19 protein-coding genes are annotated in these 20525 nt (G+C 44.6%); 13 read left to right on the top strand and 6 right to left on the bottom strand.

Features of this window, described 5'->3' with window-relative positions; genetic code table 11:
* The first annotated feature begins 35 nt into the window (after window positions 1-35).
* From B5Y67_RS23725 to B5Y67_RS23715, 3 genes are all read left to right on the top strand, one after another.
* Window positions 36-2039, top strand: coding sequence for an ABC-F family ATP-binding cassette domain-containing protein (locus B5Y67_RS23725; RefSeq protein ID WP_088228842.1), 2004 nt, complete (start codon window positions 36-38; stop codon window positions 2037-2039).
* Window positions 2040-2102: 63 nt separating this feature from the next.
* Window positions 2103-2258, top strand: a complete 156-nt coding sequence (locus B5Y67_RS25505; RefSeq protein ID WP_088188452.1) for a hypothetical protein — start codon at window positions 2103-2105, stop codon at window positions 2256-2258.
* 18 nt (window positions 2259-2276) lie between these two features.
* Complete coding sequence (locus tag B5Y67_RS23715) at window positions 2277-3833, top strand: ABC-F family ATP-binding cassette domain-containing protein (protein WP_088228841.1); 1557 nt, start codon at window positions 2277-2279, stop codon at window positions 3831-3833.
* 153 nt (window positions 3834-3986) lie between these two features.
* On the opposite strand, the gene B5Y67_RS23710 is transcribed toward B5Y67_RS23715, so the two are convergent.
* The 5 genes from B5Y67_RS23710 to B5Y67_RS23690 form a co-directional block, all read right to left on the bottom strand.
* Complete coding sequence (locus tag B5Y67_RS23710) at window positions 3987-4583, bottom strand: phosphatase PAP2 family protein (protein ID WP_088228840.1); 597 nt, start codon at window positions 4581-4583, stop codon at window positions 3987-3989.
* Window positions 4584-4741: 158 nt separating this feature from the next.
* Window positions 4742-5485 (bottom strand): ABC transporter permease subunit, encoded by a 744-nt coding sequence (locus B5Y67_RS23705; protein WP_088228839.1) that lies wholly within the window; start codon window positions 5483-5485, stop codon window positions 4742-4744.
* Window positions 5485-6213, bottom strand: a complete 729-nt coding sequence (locus B5Y67_RS23700) for an ABC transporter ATP-binding protein (protein ID WP_088228838.1) — start codon at window positions 6211-6213, stop codon at window positions 5485-5487. The genes B5Y67_RS23705 and B5Y67_RS23700 overlap by 1 nt, the downstream gene beginning before the upstream one ends.
* 90 nt (window positions 6214-6303) lie before the next feature.
* A complete protein-coding gene (locus B5Y67_RS23695; protein ID WP_088228837.1) occupies window positions 6304-7182 on the bottom strand; it encodes a hypothetical protein in 879 nt (292 codons plus the stop codon).
* Between the two features lie 107 nt (window positions 7183-7289).
* The gene (locus B5Y67_RS23690) at window positions 7290-7910 is read right to left on the bottom strand and encodes a DedA family protein (RefSeq protein ID WP_088228836.1); all 621 of its coding nucleotides are present in this window, start codon (window positions 7908-7910) and stop codon (window positions 7290-7292) included.
* Between the two features lie 466 nt (window positions 7911-8376).
* Here B5Y67_RS23690 and B5Y67_RS23685 point away from each other — a divergent pair, with 466 nt between their 5' ends.
* A complete protein-coding gene (locus B5Y67_RS23685) occupies window positions 8377-9594 on the top strand; it encodes an ABC transporter permease (RefSeq protein WP_088228835.1) in 1218 nt (405 codons plus the stop codon).
* Between the two features lie 6 nt (window positions 9595-9600).
* On the opposite strand, the gene B5Y67_RS23680 is transcribed toward B5Y67_RS23685, so the two are convergent.
* Window positions 9601-10374 (bottom strand): hypothetical protein, encoded by a 774-nt coding sequence (locus B5Y67_RS23680; protein WP_088228834.1) that lies wholly within the window; start codon window positions 10372-10374, stop codon window positions 9601-9603.
* Between the two features lie 194 nt (window positions 10375-10568).
* Between B5Y67_RS23680 and B5Y67_RS23675 the strand changes: the two genes are divergently transcribed.
* The 9 genes from B5Y67_RS23675 to B5Y67_RS23635 all read left to right on the top strand — a co-directional run bounded on the left by B5Y67_RS23675 (window position 10569) and on the right by B5Y67_RS23635 (window position 20389).
* A complete protein-coding gene (locus B5Y67_RS23675; protein WP_088228833.1) occupies window positions 10569-11534 on the top strand; it encodes a phosphodiester glycosidase family protein in 966 nt (321 codons plus the stop codon).
* A gap of 97 nt (window positions 11535-11631) precedes the next feature.
* The gene (locus B5Y67_RS23670; RefSeq protein WP_088228832.1) at window positions 11632-12900 is read left to right on the top strand and encodes a hypothetical protein; all 1269 of its coding nucleotides are present in this window, start codon (window positions 11632-11634) and stop codon (window positions 12898-12900) included.
* A 64-nt stretch (window positions 12901-12964) separates the two neighbouring features.
* Window positions 12965-13177, top strand: a complete 213-nt coding sequence (locus B5Y67_RS23665; RefSeq protein ID WP_088228831.1) for a hypothetical protein — start codon at window positions 12965-12967, stop codon at window positions 13175-13177.
* A gap of 220 nt (window positions 13178-13397) precedes the next feature.
* Window positions 13398-14093 (top strand): response regulator transcription factor, encoded by a 696-nt coding sequence (locus B5Y67_RS23660; protein ID WP_088228830.1) that lies wholly within the window; start codon window positions 13398-13400, stop codon window positions 14091-14093.
* Entirely contained in the window at window positions 14071-15483 is a 1413-nt protein-coding gene (locus B5Y67_RS23655) for a HAMP domain-containing sensor histidine kinase (RefSeq protein WP_088228829.1), read from the top strand. The genes B5Y67_RS23660 and B5Y67_RS23655 overlap by 23 nt, the downstream gene beginning before the upstream one ends.
* A gap of 261 nt (window positions 15484-15744) precedes the next feature.
* Window positions 15745-16416, top strand: coding sequence for a PsbP-related protein (locus B5Y67_RS23650; protein ID WP_088228828.1), 672 nt, complete (start codon window positions 15745-15747; stop codon window positions 16414-16416).
* A 1-nt stretch (window position 16417) separates the two neighbouring features.
* Entirely contained in the window at window positions 16418-17083 is a 666-nt protein-coding gene (locus tag B5Y67_RS23645) for an ABC transporter ATP-binding protein (RefSeq protein WP_088228827.1), read from the top strand.
* Window positions 17076-17741 carry an ABC transporter ATP-binding protein gene (locus tag B5Y67_RS23640; protein ID WP_088228826.1) on the top strand — a complete coding sequence of 222 codons (666 nt, stop codon included), beginning with the start codon at window positions 17076-17078 and terminating at the stop codon, window positions 17739-17741. Before B5Y67_RS23645 ends, B5Y67_RS23640 begins: the two co-directional genes overlap by 8 nt.
* Window positions 17735-20389 (top strand): ABC transporter permease, encoded by a 2655-nt coding sequence (locus B5Y67_RS23635; RefSeq protein ID WP_088228825.1) that lies wholly within the window; start codon window positions 17735-17737, stop codon window positions 20387-20389. The genes B5Y67_RS23640 and B5Y67_RS23635 overlap by 7 nt, the downstream gene beginning before the upstream one ends.
* Window positions 20390-20525 lie beyond the last annotated feature (136 nt).

Genomic DNA, 20525 nt, shown 5'->3' with positions numbered 1-20525 from the left:
AAGCATGATATAATGAGATATTTGGAGGAACGAATATGAATATCATGACTGTTGAAAATCTGACAAAGAGTTATAGTGATAAGATCCTTTTTCAGGATCTTTCCTTTGGCATTGATGAAGGGGAAAAGATCGGGATCATTGGGGTAAATGGAACGGGTAAGTCGACTCTGCTTAAAATTCTGGCGGGGGTTGAGCCGCCTGATCAAGGCAGTATTACTATGGGCAATAACGTCAAGCTGGAGTTCCTGCCGCAAAATCCTGAGTTTGACGATCAGGCCACAGTTTTACAACAGGTTTTTCGCGGAAATTCCCCTGTTATGAAATTGCTGCGCGAGTATGAAAGCGCTCTGGAACGATTAAATGACCAGCCGGAGGATTCCAAGCTTCAGCAAGAGGTAATAGCCCTCGGTCAACGGATGGACGAGCTGGATGCCTGGCAGCTGGAAAATGAAGCGAAAACAATTCTTACGAAATTAGGGATTACCAAGTTTGATTTGGTTGTGGGAACATTGTCCGGGGGACAACGAAAGCGTGTCGCCTTGGCCCGTGCCCTGATCAATCCGGCGGATATTTTAGTTTTGGATGAACCCACCAACCATATTGACAATGATACGGTGGATTGGCTGGAACAATATTTGAATAAACGCAAAGGTGCCTTAGTCATGATTACACATGATCGCTATTTTCTTGATCGTGTCGTAGGGCGCATTTTGGAATTGGATCAAGGCAGGATGTATCCTTATCCCGGAAATTACAGCCGTTTTCTGGAGTTAAAAGTGGAACGGGAGGAACAGGCAGAGGCCAGCGAGAAAAAACGCCAAAACCTCTTGCGCAATGAACTGGCCTGGATGCGCCGAGGGGCTCAGGCTCGCTCGACGAAGCAAAAGGCCAGGATCGAACGTTTTGAAAAGCTTCAGGCTGAAAAACCTTCAGAAAACAACGATCGCTTGGAAATCACTGCCGGGGCTTCTCGCTTGGGTAAAAAAGTCCTCGAATGTCAGGCGGTGGAAAAGGGGTTTCCGACCCGGGGGACTGTCATTAAAGATTTTAATTATGTTTTGCTGCGCAATGACCGGATAGGTATTATTGGTCCGAATGGGAGCGGAAAATCAACACTGCTGAACATGTTGGCGGGTCGTATAAGCCCGGATCAGGGCGTTATTGATGTGGGTTCAACGGTCAAAATCGGGTACTTCGCTCAGGAAAATGCGACTTTAAATCCGGAATGGCGTGTGATTGAGGAAATCAAAGCTGTAGCAGAGGTGATTCCGACCGGGGATGGCGGGTTTTTGACGGCCTCGCAAATGTTGGAGAGGTTTCTCTTTCCGCCATCATCCCAGTGGACTCCCATTCGTAAGCTTTCCGGGGGAGAAAAACGCAGACTTTATCTCTTAAAAGTTTTAATGGGAGCTCCGAATGTCCTTCTCTTGGACGAACCTACCAATGATCTGGATATTCAGACCTTGACGGTCCTGGAGAATTATCTCGATGATTTTCCGGGCGCTGTTGTTGCTGTTTCCCATGACCGCTATTTTCTCGATCGGATGGCGGAGAAGATTTTCTCCTTTGAGGGAGAAGGCTTGATTCGACAATATGTGGGAAACTATTCGGATTATCGGGAGCAGCTCTACGCTGCAGTTCAGGAAGGAGTTCAGGAGGCCCGGCAAGCGGCCTTACGAGCGGCGATCGCCAATTCGAACAAGACCGGGAATAGTTCCGCGAAGTCTTCCGGCATAAGTACTGGTGCAGGAGGTCAAGGGGATAGCCAAACGGGTGAAGGGAGAAAAGAACGTCCTCTGAAAATGACCTTTAAGGAGCAGCAGGAATTTGCTCAAATCGATGAGCACATCGCTCAGGTTGAAGAGGAATTGCAAATTAATCTGCAAAAGATGAATGAGGCGGGCAGTGATTTTGGAACACTAAATGAGTTAGCGAAGGCTCAGCAGGAGTTGGAAGGCAAGCTCAATGAACTGATTGAGCGCTGGACCTATTTAAATGAGTTGGCTGAGAAAATTGCTCAGAGCAAAGTAAAGAACTGATGAATGGACAAAGAAAAATCAGATAGAGCAAAGAGGCAAATTAGATCGATAGGAGATAAATTAATGGATGATAAGACAATTGAACAGATGAAGAAGATTCTTGCCGCTAAAAAACTGAAGAGTTCGCAGCAGGGAGGCCCCGTTAAGTCAACTCAAAAGATTGGTGAAACGCGCAAAGGCATTAAACGACGCAAAGTCGGAGGCATGTTTGATAAGTAAGGAGAGAAGTAAGGGTCAATGAGTATCTTAAATGTAGAAAACGTGAGTCATGGTTTTGGCGGGCGCAGGATTCTGGAAGAGGTAAGTTTCCGCTTATTAAAAGGAGAACACGTAGGCCTGGTGGGGGCTAACGGAGAAGGAAAAACTACCTTTTTGGATATTATTACCGGGAAGCTGATGCCTGATAAAGGAAAAGTCGAATGGTCAAACCGGGTTACCGTCGGATATTTGGATCAACATTCGGTCCTAAGCAAAGGAAAGACGATCCGCGATGCCCTTAAAGAAGCTTTTCAAGGGATGTTTGATTTAGAAGCGGAGATTATGACCCTATATGACCGTATGGGCAGCGCTTCAGAAGAGGAAATGACTAAACTTCTGGATGATGTGGGGGAAATCCAAAGCATTTTGGAACACAATGGTTTTTATATGCTGGATGCCAAAATCGAAGAAGTCGCCAATGGTTTAGGATTGGGTGAAATCGGTTTAGACAAAGATGTCACTGATTTAAGCGGTGGGCAGAGAACGAAGGTTTTATTGACGAAGCTTTTGCTTCAGAGCCCTACTATCCTGATCCTGGATGAGCCGACAAATTTCCTGGATGCTGAGCATATTGAGTGGCTGAAGCGTTATTTGATCAACTATGAAAATGCCTTTATTCTGGTATCTCATGATGTTCCTTTCTTAAATGATGTGATTAATGTCATTTATCATGTGGAAAATGCCAGTTTAACTCGCTATACCGGGAACTATGAGCAATTTGTCCAGCTTGCCGAAACCCGCAAACAGCAGGAGCTTAAGGCCTATGATAAACAGCAGAAGGAAGTTGATCGCCTGGAGGATTTTATTGCCCGCAATAAAGCAAGGATCTCCACGACAGGTCGGGCTAAGAGCCGCCAGAAGCAGCTGGATAAGATGGAATTGATTGAGAAACCAAAGGAAAAGATTAAGCCGACCTTCAAGTTTCGTGAAGCCCGGGCACCGGGAAAAATGATTTTCGTGGCCAAAGATATTGTGTTAGGTTATGATGAACCCTTGACCCGTCCCTTGAATTTGACGCTGGAGCGCGGTCAGAAGGTCGCGATTCGCGGGGTTAATGGACTGGGCAAATCGACGCTGCTCAAGACCCTTTTGGGATTTATCGAGCCGATCTCCGGAGTTGTGGAACTTGGGGATTACCTGTATCCGGGTTATTTCGAGCAGGAATCGAGCCGCAAGAATGAGAAGACGGCCTTAGAAGAGGTTTGGGATGAGTATCCCAGCATGGCTAATGCCGAAGTCCGCGGTGCTTTAGCTAAGTGCGGTTTAACCAGCGAGCATATTTCCAGCAAAATGATGGTTTTGAGCGGGGGAGAGAACGCTAAAGTACGGTTATGTAAGCTAATGCTTAAAGATGTGAATTGGCTGGTTCTTGACGAACCGACGAATCATCTGGATGTAGAAGCCAAAGCAGAACTGAAAAAGGCGATTATGAATTATCGCGGAACAGTGGTTCTTGTTTCCCACGAGCCTGATTTTTATGAGGATTGGGTGACGGATGTCTGGAATTTAGAAGAGTGGACGACAAAGATTGTTTAGCAATTATCTCTGAGGGAGTCTGGTTGTTCAAATTTATTAAAAATAACCAAAATAACTATAAAGCCCCTAATGCATAATGAACGGCATCAGGGGCTTTATAGTTTGAATTTCCATATTGCTTTTCTACATATAGCTCATCTTATAGTTCATCCGCTACTTGAGAGCATTTCGTTCAACTGCTCCGTAATGGAATAAGCGCAGCCCAAAATCGGTGATTGGTTGAAAGAATGAACTAAATTTCCAAAGCAATCGGCTGCAGAGCGTACCGATAATCATTCCGGCAATGACATCGGTTGGCCAATGCACTCCGACATACACGCGGCCAACCGCGTTGAGTATGGCTAAAATAGTAAAGCTGGTTGTAATCCATCGGGGTGCCTTTCCCCAGGACGCGGCCGCAAATCCAAAGCTTCCGGTGGTATGATCACTTGGAAAGGACGCGTCTGCACTATGGGGAATAAGCTGAGTAAACGTCCCTTTCTGAAGCACCGTAAAAGGGCGCGGACGGAAGTAAACGTGTGATATCAGGACGTTCATGATGAGTCCTAAGACACCGGAGAGGCCCATAATAAGAAGGGCATGCCGTTGTTTAATTTCGGATTTTGGCATGGAAAACCAGGCGATAATAAAGAGCACGATATACAGCTCAAGCGAGTATTGGGCGAAAAAAGAAAACATCGTATCAAGTATTGCGTGATGGCCGGCAAATTGGTTTAACAGATGGTATCCATGAAGGTCAAATGAGTTCATTGAGCGGGTTCCTCCTTAAAATGTTACAGGATTGGTTGTACTTCTTTTCTTTGTTAGAAGCGTATGCCTGTATTTTTGCGTTAGGCAGTATGATACAACATGAATATTAAAAACAGATTAAAAACTGGATTAAAGAATAGATAACACAGGTTCAGCGGTTATATTTCCTTTTTGTCAAATAAGTAGTATCCGACGGTAAAGAAGATAATTCCATAAGCTAAGAGGAGCAGCAATAAGTTTAGCCCTCGTAAAAGATTTGTTCCGTTTGGAAGCCACAATGAGTACCAATTTAAATAGGTGGTAAAAATGTTGTTATTTAACAAGGTGTTAAAGAGTGACAAGGCCTTGATGCCAATAAATATGAAGATCGAGCTGATGAGAGCCGTACTTCCGCTCCGGAAAAATTGGGCAATAAATGATGCGAAAATAACTAAAATGAGTGCCGGAATAATGTCGGCTAAGTAGCCAACGACTACACTTGTGATGCTGGTTATAGTTATCTTTAAGCAAAAAGCAGAGAGCATGGAAACAAGAAAGATTAAGATGAAATTCAAAATGACATAAATGCTGACGGCCACTATTTTCGAAAGATAGATCTTGAAACGGCTGACCGGCATGGTTAGAACCAGCTTTAACGTTCTATCTGCTACTTCGCCGGAGAATAAATCTGAGGCCGCCATAAAAACAAATAAAGGCAGAAAAATATTCGTAAAGATGGCTAAAAGCATTAAGGGATAGCTGAAGGAATTGACAGCAATAAAAATGAGTTTAGCTTGAATGGTTGCTATAAAGAAGGCTGTTAAAAAGCTCATTATAGCCATGAGCACCAGGTATACTATCGTCTTTTTCTTCAGGAATAATTTTCGAACTTCGTTGATGATATTTGCTTTCAGGCTATCCATCAGACCGTTCCTCCTTCCGTCACTTGATTCAAATAGAAGTCCTCTAAGGAATGATAAGATTCTTTAATGCTCTCGATGGATACGCCGTTGTTAACAAGCTTTCCTTCATGAATGATGGCAACTTTGTTGCACATGAGTTCAACTTCATGAACCAAATGGCTAGAAATGAAGAAAGTCATTTTTCTTTTCGCGGCGAGTTCCTTGATAAGATTCCGCATTTGGACCGTACCTTCAATGTCCAAGCCATTGGTGGGTTCGTCTAAAATTATCAGCTTAGGATTTGGCAGTAAAGCCCTGGCAAGGGCCAGTCTTTGTTTCATACCAAGGGAAAATTTGCTTGCCTTTTCTTGTTTATAGTTTGTCAGATTCACCAATTCAAGAATGTTATCGATATCTTCTTCATGAATATTTTGATAGAAACGAGCAATAAATTTTAGGTTTTCATAGGCACTCATATATTCATAAACGTCAGCGGTTTCAATGATTGCACCGACATTTCTCATGGCGTTTTCAAACTGGGAGTCCAAGTTATAGCCTAATATTTTAACGTGTCCCTTTTGGATTGTATTTAATCCTGTAATTCCTTTCATGACCGTGGTTTTGCCTGCCCCATTGGGACCTAAAAAGCCGAAGATATCACCCGTGCAAACGTCAAAAGTAATATCCTTCACTCCGCGTCCATTCTTGTAAATCTTCGTGAGCCCAGCCACTTCTAATACCTTTTCCATTATTTTCACCCATTTTTTGTTAATTTAGCAGAAAATGAGCAAATAAGATTGCTCATTTTCTGTCATTCTTGTTTATAACTAGATGGTGAGTTACTCTTTGTGAAATGACATGGTTGTTACTTGTTTTCCTGTTAAATCAATTTTATCAGGTGTAGTGTTGTTAATATTGGACAGATTCAAATTAAGATTAAAGGTCAGTTCATGCTGAGTTCCCTGAGCATCTGTTCCTGAAACCACGATCGTTGCAGTCTGGTTTGTAATAATATCGTCTTTATTGATACTCCCGGTAGAAGTAACGCTCACAACTTTGATATTGCTTTGCAGCTGAGGAATAACGTTCTTTAAATTTTTAGTGTCATTCGCATTATTGCTTTCGTTATGATAGGAACCTCTGTGATTTTCTGTCGTGAAAGCTAACGAAGTTAAGGCGTTGACGAGAGGTGTTACATCATTTTCCCCCAGGTTGATGGCGACGGTTTTTGTTCCGTCTGGGTTGGCGGTAGTGTTTACGTTACTTTGCATGCTTCCTGCCAAGGTATCGACCACAACTTCCATACTTTGTTCAACCACAGGATTTTGGCTTTCTTTCATAGTGCTTGAATTAAAATGGCTGTCGTCTCGTTCAAAGTATTGATCACTATTACTGTTTTTGGTGATTCGTTTTCCGTCCTGTTCATAACTGCTTTCGGTTTGGGTCGTATTACCCGAAGTTATGGCAGTTACTTTACTCATGGCATTAGAGCTTTCATTAAGCTTTAAATTTGAAGTAACGTTTAGCAAGCTCTCGCCATTATCCGTAAGGGAAGCTTTCAAATCGATGGTTTCATTCTGGAGATTTTTTGTATCCTTTACAGCATTTTTATAGGTTTCATAGCCGGATAATTGAGAAGCGTTTGTTAACACAGCTCCAAAAAGCAGGGATCCGCCAATGGCTAGACTCGCAGCCATGGCAATAGTTTTTTTGTTCATTTTTTTGCCTCCAGTTAATTAGCGTAAATAGATTTAATCAAGGAAGATTGATCTGTTATGTTATGTTCAGAACGTGAGAGTATGGTGATCCTTTAATTCTCCATAGACTATCTTTTAGACTTCGGCGATTTTCTCTTTCGGATAATCCAGAAACCTACCAGCATCAAAATCAGAATAGCAACGATTAAATCGAGACGATGAAACAGTGGTTTAAGGGTATTCCAATTTTCCCCCAGTTTCTGGCCGGTAATAATCAGCATTAAGCACCAGGGCAGGGCTCCGGCAACAGTGTAGACAGCCATTTTGAATGCGTTCATTCCTGCGATTCCCGCGGGTAGGGAGATAAAGGTTCGTACTACCGGCAAGAGCCTGCCAATAAATACGGTTAATTCGCCGCGTCGTTCAAATAATTCTTCGGTCTTGGACAATTCCCGCTCGCGGATAAAAATATAGCGTCCAAACTTCTTAATGAACGGTCTGCCTCCCCACAGTCCGATATAATAGGCAATAAGTGCTCCAAAGAGGTTGCCTAAAGTAGCAGCCAGGGTTGCCTGCCATAGAGTGAAACGGCCGAGAAAGACCATATAACCGGTGAAAGGAAGAATAATCTCACTGGGTAAGGGAATACAGGCACTTTCAATGGCCATGGCCAGAAAAACGCCTAGATAACCGAATAAAGATATAACACTGACAACAAATTGCCCAAGGTGGGATAGAATAGTTTCCACTTCGATTCTCCTAAATTCAATTTCTTAGGCTCTTTAACTAAATGTCAAATGTCCTATGATATCGCCTTCACCTCCAAAAAAGAGTTTGCCGTCGTAACAAATGTTGAATAACAAGTTTCGAACCTCTAAAATCTGTAAGGCAAATTTATGTTTGATTTACCTTGTTCATCCCTATGATAAAGTACCAACCTTTAATTTTTCTTAGAATTTATCTCTGAATTAAAAATTTTTAAATGGCCCTTATTATTATCAGTGGACAAGGGGAATAAAATTTTATTTTTTAAGCTGTTTTTAAGACATTAATAGTAAGGTTATGGAGGAGGAACAATTCATCCTTCGACTTACATAACAAATCTATAAACAGAAGATGTTTCAGAATTTGAGGAGAAACGGCAGTACACATTTGCAAAATTAAGCATGAGATTTATTGTTTTAAGGGCCTATAGATGAAGGAGGAGTAATAGGGTTGAACTTTTTGGAAAGTATCAGGATTTCTCTCAGGGCTTTGCGGGCAAATAAGCTAAGGTCGGCTTTGACAATGCTGGGGATGATTATCGGGGTAGCAGCTGTCATAGCCATGGTCGGCATCGGTAATGGCGCAACTGCACAAATCACATCGCAAATTCAGGGACTCGGTTCGAATCTTATCACCGTTAGCCCTGCACGAACTAACTTCGGAGGAGTTCACGGGGGAGCCGGCAGTTTGACAACTCTGACAATTAGTGATCTCGATGAGATCAAATTAGACGCTGCCGTGAAAGCGGCAGCCCCCTATACGGATAATGATTATCAGGTAGTATTGGGTGCCGGAAACACGTCAACTCAAATTAGCGGGACCAATGAGAGTTACCAATATATTAAAAACGTCACCATGGCTAGAGGCAGATTTATTACCCAAAACGATGTAGATAGATTTGCCCGGGTTGCTGTCCTGGGCCCGAATGTAGTCAATGATCTTATGGGAGATCCCAACGCCGATATCATTGGCAAGAACATCAAGATCAACGGCGTGCCTTTTCAAGTCATTGGAGTAACAACCAGTACAGGGTCAACGGGCTTTCAGAGCAGTGATGATATGATTCTTGCACCGATAACAACTGTTCAGGAGCGTTTAGTCGGAAAGAAAAACTTACGCAGCATATTGATTTCGGCTGCCTCCCCGGATTTAATGCAAACCGCACAAAATGAGATTACCTTAGACATGCGCAAAGCTCATAAAATTAAAGATGGTGAAGCAGATGATTTCACTATTCAGAATCAGGCGGATGTTTTGGCCTCCATGCAAGGGGTAACTCAAACTCTGACCATGCTCCTTGGCGGAATCGCAGGCATTTCCCTCTTGGTTGGGGGAATTGGTATCATGAATATCATGTTAGTTTCAGTGACAGAACGAACTCGGGAGATTGGGATTCGTAAGGCCATCGGAGCAAAGCATAGCGATATCTTATTGCAATTTCTGATTGAAGCTATTGTGCTAAGTGTTTTGGGTGGAGGCATCGGGGTTGTCCTTGGCTCCGCAAGCTCTCTGTTGATAGGAACGGCGCTGAAAATGAGCACCAGTATTTCTTTATCTTCTGTATTGGTAGCCTTTGGTTTTTCCGCCGCTATTGGTATTATCTTCGGCGTATTCCCTGCACGGAAAGCTGCCTCAATGGATCCGATTGATGCTTTAAGGTTCGAGTAAGTTAATTTATTCTGCATCAAGCTCCTCATTCAATACCAGGTCATCTGTACAGAGATTTGTTTTTGCCCTGAGTGTTGTGTAAATGAGAAAAACCATTAAAATGGCCGCAAGGATCGCAGAAGATCCGACTGTTCCAAAATTAAGCCCGCCTTTTTGATGAGTTTTGACCAGGAAATCGCCCATCGTTGCCCCAAAGGGGCGAGTCAAAACAAAGGCCGCCCAAAACAAAAAGACACGTGAAATTTTCGAAAAATATACAGCTAAGACGACGCCCAAAAGCAGTCCGCCAATCAAAAGAGCTCCTCCTGCAAAACCAAGGCCTGAACTATCGGAAAGAAAGTCACCTAAAGCCGTACCTAACGTATTGGAAAAAAGAATTGCGATCCAATATAAAAACTCAACTTTAAGCGTATTGATTTGCCCAACCGAGAGGGAACAACCGCTATAATGCCATATCAGAAAAATACTTAGCAAAATGACAATCAAAATGAACGAGCCTTTTCCATACCCTAAACCTAAGGTGCGATCCATGTAATCCGACATGGTTGTTCCTGCAGTACTGGTAGAAAGAATGACCGTCCAATAAAGCCAAGGACGGTATTTTTTTGCTAAAAGCTGGGAGACCACAGTGACAATAAAGAAACTAATCAGAATCAGAGAGCTAAGAGCATACCCTGCATTGATCGTCTGGGATAGTAAGTCCCCGCCTGTTTCTCCTAAAGTAGTAGCACAAATTTTCATGATCCAAAAGAAAAGAGTAATTTCAGGTATTTTTCTCATGGTATCTTCTCTCCTATTACAGAATAAACCAAAATCTGTTAATAGAAGTATTCCCAGGAAGTCTCATATTTATTGGATTAATCAATTTTCGTCATTTTTCATCTTGCTTTAATCTTTGGGTGGTAAAATAGCATATCTTTTGGATTTGAGCAGTTCTCAGTGATTTAGTTTAGAAAAGGGGAAGACATTCTTTCATGAAAAGAAAACGTAGAATTCGAGTGAAAGTAATTATCACATTTTTAGCCTATAACCTCATCCTTCTTGTGCTCTTAGCTCCGTTTATTTTGTTCTGGGGTCCTTTTCAGGCACTTAAAGTAATGGCGGTTGGTTCTGTTTATACTTCCCGTCATCCTCAGGTTGTCAAGGCATTTCTCTCCCAAACAGAAATCGACCGAATTATGAATCTGAATAATTCCCAAGGAGTTAGCAGCAGTCAAACCATTGGGCGTAAAGAAGTAATGGCTGATGCCAGTTCCGGTATTACCATTGAAGATATTCAAGGTCCAAGCTTCAAGGGGAAAGTAATGCTGATTAAAGACCCGAAGCGAGTGAAGGTAGCGGTTACCAAAGAGATTGGGGTAACGGGTGAAAGAGTCAGTGATCTTGTAAAGGACATGGGAGCGGTTGCCGGTATTAATGCGGGTGGATTCTACGATCCCAATGGCAAAGGAAACGGAGCATTTCCGGACGGACTCACAGTGCAAAACGGAAAAATAGTCCATAATAATGTGGGCAATCAGGCGGTTAACATTGTAGGGTTTAATGATCAGGGCAAATTGATCATTGGCAATATGACTGCAGCACAAGTAGCCGAGAAACATATCCTTGAAGCGGTCACCTTTGGACCGAATTTAATTGTCGATGGAAACCCTGTTATTTCAGGAGATGGTGGCTGGGGGATTGCACCCCGCACCGGAATCGGGCAAATGGCTGATGGAACGGTTATTTTTGTGGTGATTGACGGCAGACAGCCAACTTGGAGCATTGGAGCGACCTTACGGGACTTGATGAATGTTTTCGAAAATTATCATGCAGTCAATGCAGTCAATCTTGACGGCGGCTCTTCATCTGAACTTGTCTATAATGGACAAGTCGAGAACAAGCTCTGGGATATTTTCGGGGAACGCTATATTCCCACTGCCTTTGTTGTAACTCCCTAGGGTCCACTGCAGTTCTACTGTCAGCTATGTTTTACAGAAAGGCTCGGCCTGCTAACGTTAAGGCAGTTTCCGCATAATAAAAAAGGAGAAATCTCGAATGAGGAAGAGAATACGCATTATTTTTATTTGGACATTGATTTCAGTGTTGCTGCAATTTGGTGGTTACTATATCTTAAATAACCAAGTTCAAAGTGTTATATCGCCGCTTGGGGTTACTGCTCAACCGATTACTACTCAGCTTAAGGCTACTATTCCTGCCGCCAATCTTACAAATATTAAAATTTCATATGCCAAGGATTATTTGGCTTATACGGAAAACGGTACCTTGAAGGTTTTTAATCTCAAACAGAATAAAGTAGTCTTTCAAAAGGCACCGCCTGTCAATGATAAAAGTTTAGGCGTTCTTATGTATCAATGGCTGCCGGACCGCAACATGTTACTCTATTTTTATGCCAAAAAAAATCCTCATCCGGTCACCTATAGTACTGTTTATCCTTCCAAAAGAACGATTCAAGTACCGGCTTCAACGTCTGGTTCTATTCAGGTAATGCCGAAAACAGACGATCCCAATCAAAAGCTTGTTCGGGAAGTTCCCAAAACGGTCACTAAAGAGATAACTGGGGCACCTCAGCTTGTAAAGCGCTATGGTAATTCGCAAATTACTGAGCTTTACTCCCTGGATCTCCCTAATAGTGATGAAACTACTGCTCCTGACGACCGGTTTAATCAAACGATAAACTCGTTCCCTGCAGGAGGCAAAATTGAAAACCTTGTTGTCTCTACATCCACCAATTTGATGTACCTTACTGTTAAGAGTTCCTCGAAAGAATTGCTTTTAGAAATAGATGTAATGAAAAATGTCCGTACTTTAAGCAGAACAGGAGAGACGATTGACAATATGGCAGCTTCGGATCGGTATGGGACTCTTTTCATGGACAGTAACCAAGGCGGTGTTCATCAGATTATCGCTCTCGACGGCAGCAAACGGCAAATTATCTCTGAAAATAATAATGATCGAATACTAGGAATTAAAGATGGAAAAGTGTATATCGGAGAGGTACAAGACAATCAACTGCTAAAGATCAAAACTACACCTGACCTTAGTCACATGACGAACAGGCCCTCACTGACGACTGAATGGCAAGGCACGATTCCGTATAGCAGCAGTACGAGTACCCTGATTGGTGCTAAAGGACAAATGATAATCTGTAATCAGCAGACGGCCTATATTGAAACTTCAGGTCATTTAAATGAGGTTAAATTGCACGGGGATGAGAATTATATCTCGGCAGATGGTGCTGAGCTCATTCAACTGACCAAGCAAGGAGCCTCCACTTTGGTAGAGTTACAACCACTTCAGTCTTAATCTTCCTTTAATGTTAAAGGATTAAGATTAAGATTAAGATTAAGAATGAAAGGAGGTGGATTAAATGATCACAGGAATCGGCAGCAACAGTATGTTGCCCAGAATGGCAATGGTTAACCAAAGTGTTCCAGCGAGAACAGGCGCCAGCGAAGAAGCCAGGGAAAGCATAAGTGAGCGGATGGCTGAAGCTCAATCTCAATCTCAATCTACATCAGCTAAGACGGCAAATATGGCAAGTCCAAGCCATTTAGGAAACAAGATCGATCATCTAGCATAACTTGCTATGTCGGGGGTTCAAGGCAGCAGCGTTGTCTGCTTTGAACCCTCGCCGAAGTTGAATAGTGCGATTCCAATCCGAGTAATGGAAAATTAATGGTTGGGTTGCGAATTTAAGATAGATTCAGTATGCTTTATCTTAGAAATTAAGAGTAGAAATCAGAGAGCGCAGAATAATAGTTGCCATGGAAATGGCGATACGAAGGAGATTGTCGGATATTATGCTGGAAACAACTCTCAGTATATTATTGGTTGAAGATGATCGTGCTATTGCTAAAGTCATCGCTTTAGAATTAGAACATCATGGACATCGGGTTGGGCTGGCAGCGGATGGCAGGATGGGGCTTGATATGGCCTTAACGCAGGAATGGGACGTCATCCTTTTGGACCTTATGCTGCCTTTTCTCAATGGCTATGAAATTTGCAAAGAAATTCGAGCACGCAAGGATACTCCAATTCTGCTCTTGACTGCCAAAGATGAAGTTCAGGATAAAGTCTTTGGTTTGGATCTTGGCGCTGATGATTATTTGACAAAACCTTTTGCCATGGATGAATTAATGGCTCGGATTCGCGCCGTATTAAGGCGTAAAAATCCGCCGCTTAAGAAAAATTCAGGCCAATTAACCTTTCGCGAACTTGAACTTGATACTCAAGCCTATCAGGTTTATTTTCGAGGTGAGGAAATTAGTTTGACAAAAAAGGAATTTGAATTATTGACCATGTTTTTAGAGCATCCGAACCGTGTTTTGTCCAGGGAGCATATTCTGGAAAATGTTTGGGGGTTCGATTTTTATGGGGAATCGAATGCCGTTGATGTATATGTACGCTTTTTACGCGGCAAGATTGATGAACGCTTTGGAGTTCATTATTTTCATACGGTGAGGGGAGTGGGCTATGTCCTACGAGCCGAGGACTAGGTTGATTGGGAAATTACGGCTGCCTGGATTGAAATGGGGTTTAGCCTGGAAGATAACACTTTGGTATATTCTCCTGCTTCTTTTGACAGTGTTTATTCTCTCGACAATCACATATTGGGGTAATAGCCAGGATTTACATAGAGAAAAAAAGCAAGTTCTTGAGACTACCGTTTCTCGTGTTCTCGGCTCACTGGATGATTCCGCGGACGGGCAGGCGGGAGATATTCGTGATCCTGAGGCATTAAATGACAATGTCCCCAAAGGTGTGACAATACAACTGACTTCCTTGCAGGGAAAGGTAGTCCAAAAAAGAGGTAATGTTCAGATTCTGCTGCCAATTGAACAACAGGCTGGTCCTGAAGTCAGGAACCTTGACGGCAAAGATGTCTATTATATGGCCCGGCCGATAATGTCCGGCGGGAAACTAATAGGTACGCTTCAAGGCGCGGCCGATTTGGAAGATGTAGAACTCGCCGAAACTGTGCTCTTACGCCAGTTGCTGTGGCTGGGCGGTTCTGCCTTGTTGTTGGCTTCCCTCGGAGGTTTGTTTTTATCCCGGAAAGTACTGACCCCACTGGCTGAGCTGAATCGGGAGATTTCGCTCTTAACAGCTAATGATCTTAACCGGCGTCTGCCGCTGCGGGGAAGCGGGGATGAACTCGATTTGTTAGGCCAAAATTTCAATCATATGCTGCAGAGGTTAGAAACTTCATTTCAACAGCAAAAGCAATTTGTAGCTAACGCTTCCCATGAACTTCGCACTCCGTTGATGGTCATTCGCGGGCATGCAGATATTTTACAGCGCTGGGGAGCTGAAGACCCCGTCATTGTGCGTGATTCTGCCACCGCTATGATTGAAGAGACAACAATGATGACGAAATTAGTGGAAAATCTCTTGACGTTGGCTCGGGAAGAACTGTATCTGAATTTGGTTCCTCATAATTTGAGTGAGCTTATTATTGAAAGCGCCAGAGATCTGCCTTTTCTGCGCTCCTTTACAGTTAAATATGACCTGCTTCCGGATATCGAGTTAAAGGGAGATGTTCTCTATCTTAAACAGCTGATCAGAATCATTCTGGAAAACGCCGGCAAATATGTGCCGACAGGCGGGCTGATCAGGATATGTTTACAGAATGTCGAAGATAATGTAAGGATTATTATCGAAGATAATGGGCCCGGTTTTCCGCCTGATGCTCTGAAGTTGATTTTCGACCGATTCTACCGGGTTGATGAGGCCCGTTCCCGCGAAATTCCGGGACATGGTCTTGGGTTAAGTATTGCCAAAAGGATTGTTTACGCCCACGGAGGAAAGATTTGGGCAGAAAATCTGAAACCCCATGGAGCTCGGTTTTGCGTGGATCTGCCGTACAATAGGGATGCCAAAGTATGACCTGTGAGGTTAGTCAATAGCATTACGTTTATAACCTATAATTGGGCTTCGAATGTCGATCAAGACGTTGTCTAAAGGTACAAACGATCTGGATCAGGAGTATTTAACTGGATTTCTAGTGGAGTCCAGTCTTTTTTTTATACAATTTTAAATCCTTTGTTCATTTTTCTTTAATCTAGCAGTGATAAATTAAAGCCGAAAGGAGACGATGTTAACAATGAAAAACTATGGAAATCTATCGAGAAGCAAGGAGGTACATACATGTCTAAACCAATAGGATTGCTCATTGCTGTTACTATGATTTCGATTACTGCGTTACTCGGCGGCTGCGGAACGAATAGTTCTCCGGCTCCTCACATGGCCCCAAAAGCCATGTCTTCTGCAAATAACACCAGTACAACTCAGCCGTCGCAAACGGCTGCTGTGACAGGATCAAGTTCAGAAAAACCCGTGGCACCGGAAAAAAATCCGACCGGCGATATTCCGGATACGCAAGCCTTTGTAAACTATACTTCTGCCTCGGGCGGGTATGATCTTGTGGTGCCGGAAGGATGGGGGCGCACGATTAAGGGCAGTGATGTTTTATTCCAGGATAAATTAAATGGTGTGCAGGTTGCCCTCAGCCAAGAATCATCCCAACCTACTTTGGCCGGCGTGAATAAGAATCAGGCGGCGGAACTGCAGAAAACAGGAAGGGCCGTTACTATTAAAAGCGTGAAACAAGTGCATTTGTCCGGCGGTACGGCGATTTTAATCACTTATGACTCAAATTCCGAACCCGATCCGGTAACCGGTAAGCAGGCAAGATTGGAGAACAGTCGGTATCTCTTTTATAAAAATGGAAAGCTGGCAGCTTTAACCCTTTGGGCACCGCTGGGCGCTGATAACGTGGACCAGTGGAACAGGATGTCTGCAAGCTTTACGTGGAGGTAATATGCGAGTCATTGAAGCTTTTGATCTCTATCGCTTTTATCATACCGGAGAGGAAGAAACCCTGGCCTTACGCGGAGCAAATATCCATGTGGATTCCGGTGAAATTGTGGCTGTGATGGGACCTTCAGGGAGCGGAAAATCGACCTTAATGGCTTGCCTGGCCGGTTTGGATGAACCGGACGGCGGATATGTAGAGTTATTGGGCAAACGTATGACCAGAAGACCGGAAGCAGAACGGGCTGCTATTCGTGCTCAAGAGATAGGAATCGTTCTTCAGTCAGGAAATCTATTCAATCATCTGTCTGTGGAAGAGAATATTCGTTTACAAATGCAATTGGGACACAAAGTCGATGAAGAACGTCTGACCTTGCTTTTGAATCAGGTTGGCTTAGATAAACGGCGGGAGGCCCGCCCTTCTCGGATTTCTGGCGGGGAACTTGCCAGAGCTGCTCTGGCTGTTGCTCTTGCCAACAGCCCGAAGGTACTCATGGCTGATGAGCCGACTGGTGAAGTGGATGCAGAGACGGAGGGAAAAATTCTGGATCTCTTCGAAAATTACCGCCGGAACGGCGGTGCCGCTATCATAGCAACTCACAGTGAAGCCTTGGCAGCTCACGCTAATCGTATTCTCAGAGTATTTGACGGGAGGATTGTTAAGTATGATTGAGCCCCTCGTTGAAATGCAAAACGTTGGTAAGATTTATTATCGTGGAGAGGTGCGGGAGACGGCCTTAGTGTCGGCAACCTGTTTCGTAAAGCCAGGGGATCGAATTGCCTTGGTAGGGCCTTCCGGCAGCGGCAAGTCCACGTTGCTGCATCTGATGGGAGGGTTGGATCACCCAAGCACAGGGAGTATCTCCTGGCCAAGGTTAGGAACTTGCGGGAATCTTCGTCCGCAGAAAATCAGTTTTATTTTTCAGATGCAGAGTTTACTGCCCCCGCTGACCGTGGTGGAAAATGTTGAACTGCCGCTGCTTCTGGGACAAATAGAAGCGATCAAAGCTCGCAATACTGCCTTAGAAACTCTGAATAGGATGAGGCTGAATACCATTGCCGATAAGCTTCCCGAGGAACTTTCCGGCGGTCAGGCCCAGCGCGTAGCGGTGGCCCGGGCCTTGGCCTCCCGGCCGCAGCTTATTCTGGCCGATGAACCAACGGGTCAGTTGGATCATCCCACGGCCCAGCATTTGTTTGATGTACTGCTTGACTCACTGGAAGGATCTGATACGGCCTTGGTGGTAGCAACTCATGATCAGGCCATTGCCGAGCGGATGAACACAATCTGGCAGATGCATCATGGTGTTATGGAGGTAGTGGAATGTTAAGAACATGGTTTAAGGGGATTTTAACCTATCGTCAAGGACGTTTGCTGGGGGCTGTCAGCGGTGTTGCGCTTACCGTCGCCTTGCTGGCGTCTCTGGGAGCTTTTGTTGCTTCTGCCGGTGCTTCGATGACCCAGCGAGCTGTCCAAGAAGTTCCTGCAGACTGGCAAATTCAACTTTCCCATCCTTCGGATGCCAATGCCGTTAAAGCGGCTATCGGCAAGTCAACGCCTTATACGGCCTTAGAACAAGTGGGATATGCTGATGTCAAGGGGTTAATTGCCAATACCGGCGGGACTGTGCAAACAACAGGACCAGGCAAAGTGCTGGGAATCAGTGCAGCCTACCGCGCTAACTTTCCCCTGGAATTTCGGCAGCTCGTGGGGGCGAGCCAGGGCGTGCTTGTTGCCCAGCAAACAGCAGCCAACTTACATGTCAAGCCGGGTGATCGGGTGACCATTGAAAGAGTCGGGCTGCCTCCCAGTGAGGTAATTGTGGATGGTGTTGTGGATCTCCCTAACGCAGATTCCCTCTTTCAAGCCATTGGTTTACCGGCGGGAGCAGCACCACAAGCTCCCCCGGATAATGTACTTCTGCTTCCCGATGCTCTGTGGCAAGGGATTTTTGGACCGCAAGCCACAGTGCGGCCCGATTCAGTACATACCCAATTTCATGTCCGGATTGGCCATGTTTTACCGTCTGATCCCGCTGCTGCCAATCAATTTGTGCAGCAATTGGCGCACAATCTGGAAGCCAGAATTGCCGGCCGGGGCATCGTAGGAGATATTTTGGCGACCCGCCTCGGGAGTGTTCAAGCGGATGCAGCTTATGGCAACGTACTCTTTTTGTTTTTAGGTTTGCCGGGGGCTATTCTGGCAGTTCTGCTAACTATGGCTATTGCATCATCAGGAACGAATCGGCGGCGCAAGGAACAAGCCCTGCTGCGGATTAGAGGAGCCTCTGTGCAGACCATCATAGGGCTGGAGGCTATTGAAGCTCTGATTGTGGCGATTGGAGGTGTGGTGTTCGGTAATGTTCTGACCCTTGGGATTAATAGGATGTTCATGCCGGGAAATGAACTAATAGGCAAGAGTGCTCTGTTCTGGACAGTAAGTGCATCCCTTATGGGTTTCCTCTTAGCCATCGCTGCCATTCTATATCCTGCTTGGAAAGAGATAAACCATTCCACAGTAGTGTCGGCGCAAGCGACAGTAGGCCGGGGGCGCAAAGCTCTATGGCAGAAAGCCTATTTGGATATTATTCTGTTGGTTATCTCAGGGATTGAGTTTTGGCGAACGGCAAGTACAGGTTATCAGGTCGTCCTGGCTCCGGAAGGGATCACTACAACATCGGTGAATTATGAAGCCTTTGTAGCTCCCTTGTGTCTTTGGCTTGGCGCAGTTTTGTTTTCTACTCGCTTTCTGGAAGGATGGATGTCCGGAGGACGCAAGATGCTGGCCCGGATGCTTAATCCTGTTGCCCGTGAGCTTTCCGGAGTGGTGTCGTCATCATTATCCCGGCAAAGATTACTCATTGTCCGCGGGATTATCTTAGTAGCGTTAGCGGTATCTTTTGCCGTATCGACGGCGGTTTTCAATACAACGTACAACGCTCAGTCTCATGTTGATGCTGAATTGACGAATGGTGCTGATGTAACCGTTACCGGATCTATAATGTCCGCTCCCAGTACGCGATACAGGGAATTGAAAGCGCTGCCCGGGGTTGCCGCTATACAGCCGATGCAGCATCGCTTGGTCTATGTAGGCAACGATTTACAGGATATGTACGGTATTGATCCGCAAACTATTGGTCAAGCAACGAATATTGCCAATGCTTATTTTGTTGGAGGAAATGCCCGGGGGACTTTGGCGGAGTTAGCAAAACAACCGGATGGTGTTTTGGTCTCGGAAGAAACGGTGAAGGATTACCAGCTTAAACTTGGTGATAAAATTAATCTTCGTCTCCAGAATAATAAAGACCATCAGTATCATGTGGTACCGTTTCATTTTATCGGTATTGTCCGGGAATTTCCCACGGCGCCGAAAGACTCTTTTTTGGTGGCCAATAGGAGTTACATTGGGCAGCAAACCGGATCAGACGCCTCAGAAATTGTGTTGATGCGGGCGAAGGGTCATCCTGAGGCTCTTGCTTCCCAGGCAAAAACCGTAGTGAGTTCATTGGCCGGCGCCAAGGTGACTGATATTAATTCCACCCAACGTACGATCAGTTCCGGCTTGACGGCCGTGGATCTGCATGGACTTACGCGGCTGGAATTGGGATTTGCCGTTCTGTTGGCTGCTGCCTCGACGGGTCTGATTTTAGCACTCGGTCTGGCTGAACGGCGGCGGACTTTGGCCGTACTCGCCGCTTTGGGAGCTAAGAAGAGACAGCTCGGGGCATTTGTTTGGAGTGAAGGTCTTGTTGTCTTAACAGGGGGCAGCCTTTTGGGTGTCATGTTGGGTTTCGGAGTGGCCGAAATGTTGATCAAGGTGCTAACGGGAGTTTTCGACCCTCCGCCTGAGGTTCTTTCTATACCTTGGGGTTATCTGGCAGTATTGGCGGCAGCGTCCATTTCTTCTACGGTGGTTGCAATTTTCGGTACAAATCACCTATTTCACCGGCCGGCGATCGAGGAGATGCGCAGCCTCTAACTGATTTAAAGAGAACGAACAATCGTAGTCGCGATTTATAAAAAAACAAAACCTACAGACAAAGATGATTAAATCTTAGCTGTAGGTTTTGTTTTACTGTCAGAAAGTATAACTTCGTTGAATACTTTCTGCAGCA

The organism is Desulfosporosinus sp. FKB (assembly GCF_002196705.1).
In the GTDB taxonomy this organism is placed as follows: Bacteria; Bacillota; Desulfitobacteriia; order Desulfitobacteriales; family Desulfitobacteriaceae; genus Desulfosporosinus.
The sequence above is the reverse complement of the archived record's forward strand: the minus strand, read 5'-3'. Positions and strand labels throughout refer to the sequence as shown.

Coding starts and splice junctions, on each gene's coding strand:
- B5Y67_RS23645 (WP_088228827.1), top strand. CDS start 16,418: ATGCGAGTCATTGAAGCTTTTGATCTCTATCGCTTTTATCATACCGGA.
- B5Y67_RS25505 (WP_088188452.1), top strand. CDS start 2,103: ATGGATGATAAGACAATTGAACAGATGAAGAAGATTCTTGCCGCTAAA.
- B5Y67_RS23710 (WP_088228840.1), bottom strand. CDS start 4,583: ATGAACTCATTTGACCTTCATGGATACCATCTGTTAAACCAATTTGCC.
- B5Y67_RS23705 (WP_088228839.1), bottom strand. CDS start 5,485: ATGGATAGCCTGAAAGCAAATATCATCAACGAAGTTCGAAAATTATTC.
- B5Y67_RS23715 (WP_088228841.1), top strand. CDS start 2,277: ATGAGTATCTTAAATGTAGAAAACGTGAGTCATGGTTTTGGCGGGCGC.
- B5Y67_RS23670 (WP_088228832.1), top strand. CDS start 11,632: ATGAGGAAGAGAATACGCATTATTTTTATTTGGACATTGATTTCAGTG.
- B5Y67_RS23700 (WP_088228838.1), bottom strand. CDS start 6,213: ATGGAAAAGGTATTAGAAGTGGCTGGGCTCACGAAGATTTACAAGAAT.
- B5Y67_RS23655 (WP_088228829.1), top strand. CDS start 14,071: ATGTCCTACGAGCCGAGGACTAGGTTGATTGGGAAATTACGGCTGCCT.
- B5Y67_RS23665 (WP_088228831.1), top strand. CDS start 12,965: ATGATCACAGGAATCGGCAGCAACAGTATGTTGCCCAGAATGGCAATG.
- B5Y67_RS23680 (WP_088228834.1), bottom strand. CDS start 10,374: ATGAGAAAAATACCTGAAATTACTCTTTTCTTTTGGATCATGAAAATT.
- B5Y67_RS23650 (WP_088228828.1), top strand. CDS start 15,745: ATGTCTAAACCAATAGGATTGCTCATTGCTGTTACTATGATTTCGATT.
- B5Y67_RS23640 (WP_088228826.1), top strand. CDS start 17,076: ATGATTGAGCCCCTCGTTGAAATGCAAAACGTTGGTAAGATTTATTAT.
- B5Y67_RS23695 (WP_088228837.1), bottom strand. CDS start 7,182: ATGAACAAAAAAACTATTGCCATGGCTGCGAGTCTAGCCATTGGCGGA.
- B5Y67_RS23725 (WP_088228842.1), top strand. CDS start 36: ATGAATATCATGACTGTTGAAAATCTGACAAAGAGTTATAGTGATAAG.
- B5Y67_RS23660 (WP_088228830.1), top strand. CDS start 13,398: ATGCTGGAAACAACTCTCAGTATATTATTGGTTGAAGATGATCGTGCT.
- B5Y67_RS23635 (WP_088228825.1), top strand. CDS start 17,735: ATGTTAAGAACATGGTTTAAGGGGATTTTAACCTATCGTCAAGGACGT.
- B5Y67_RS23675 (WP_088228833.1), top strand. CDS start 10,569: ATGAAAAGAAAACGTAGAATTCGAGTGAAAGTAATTATCACATTTTTA.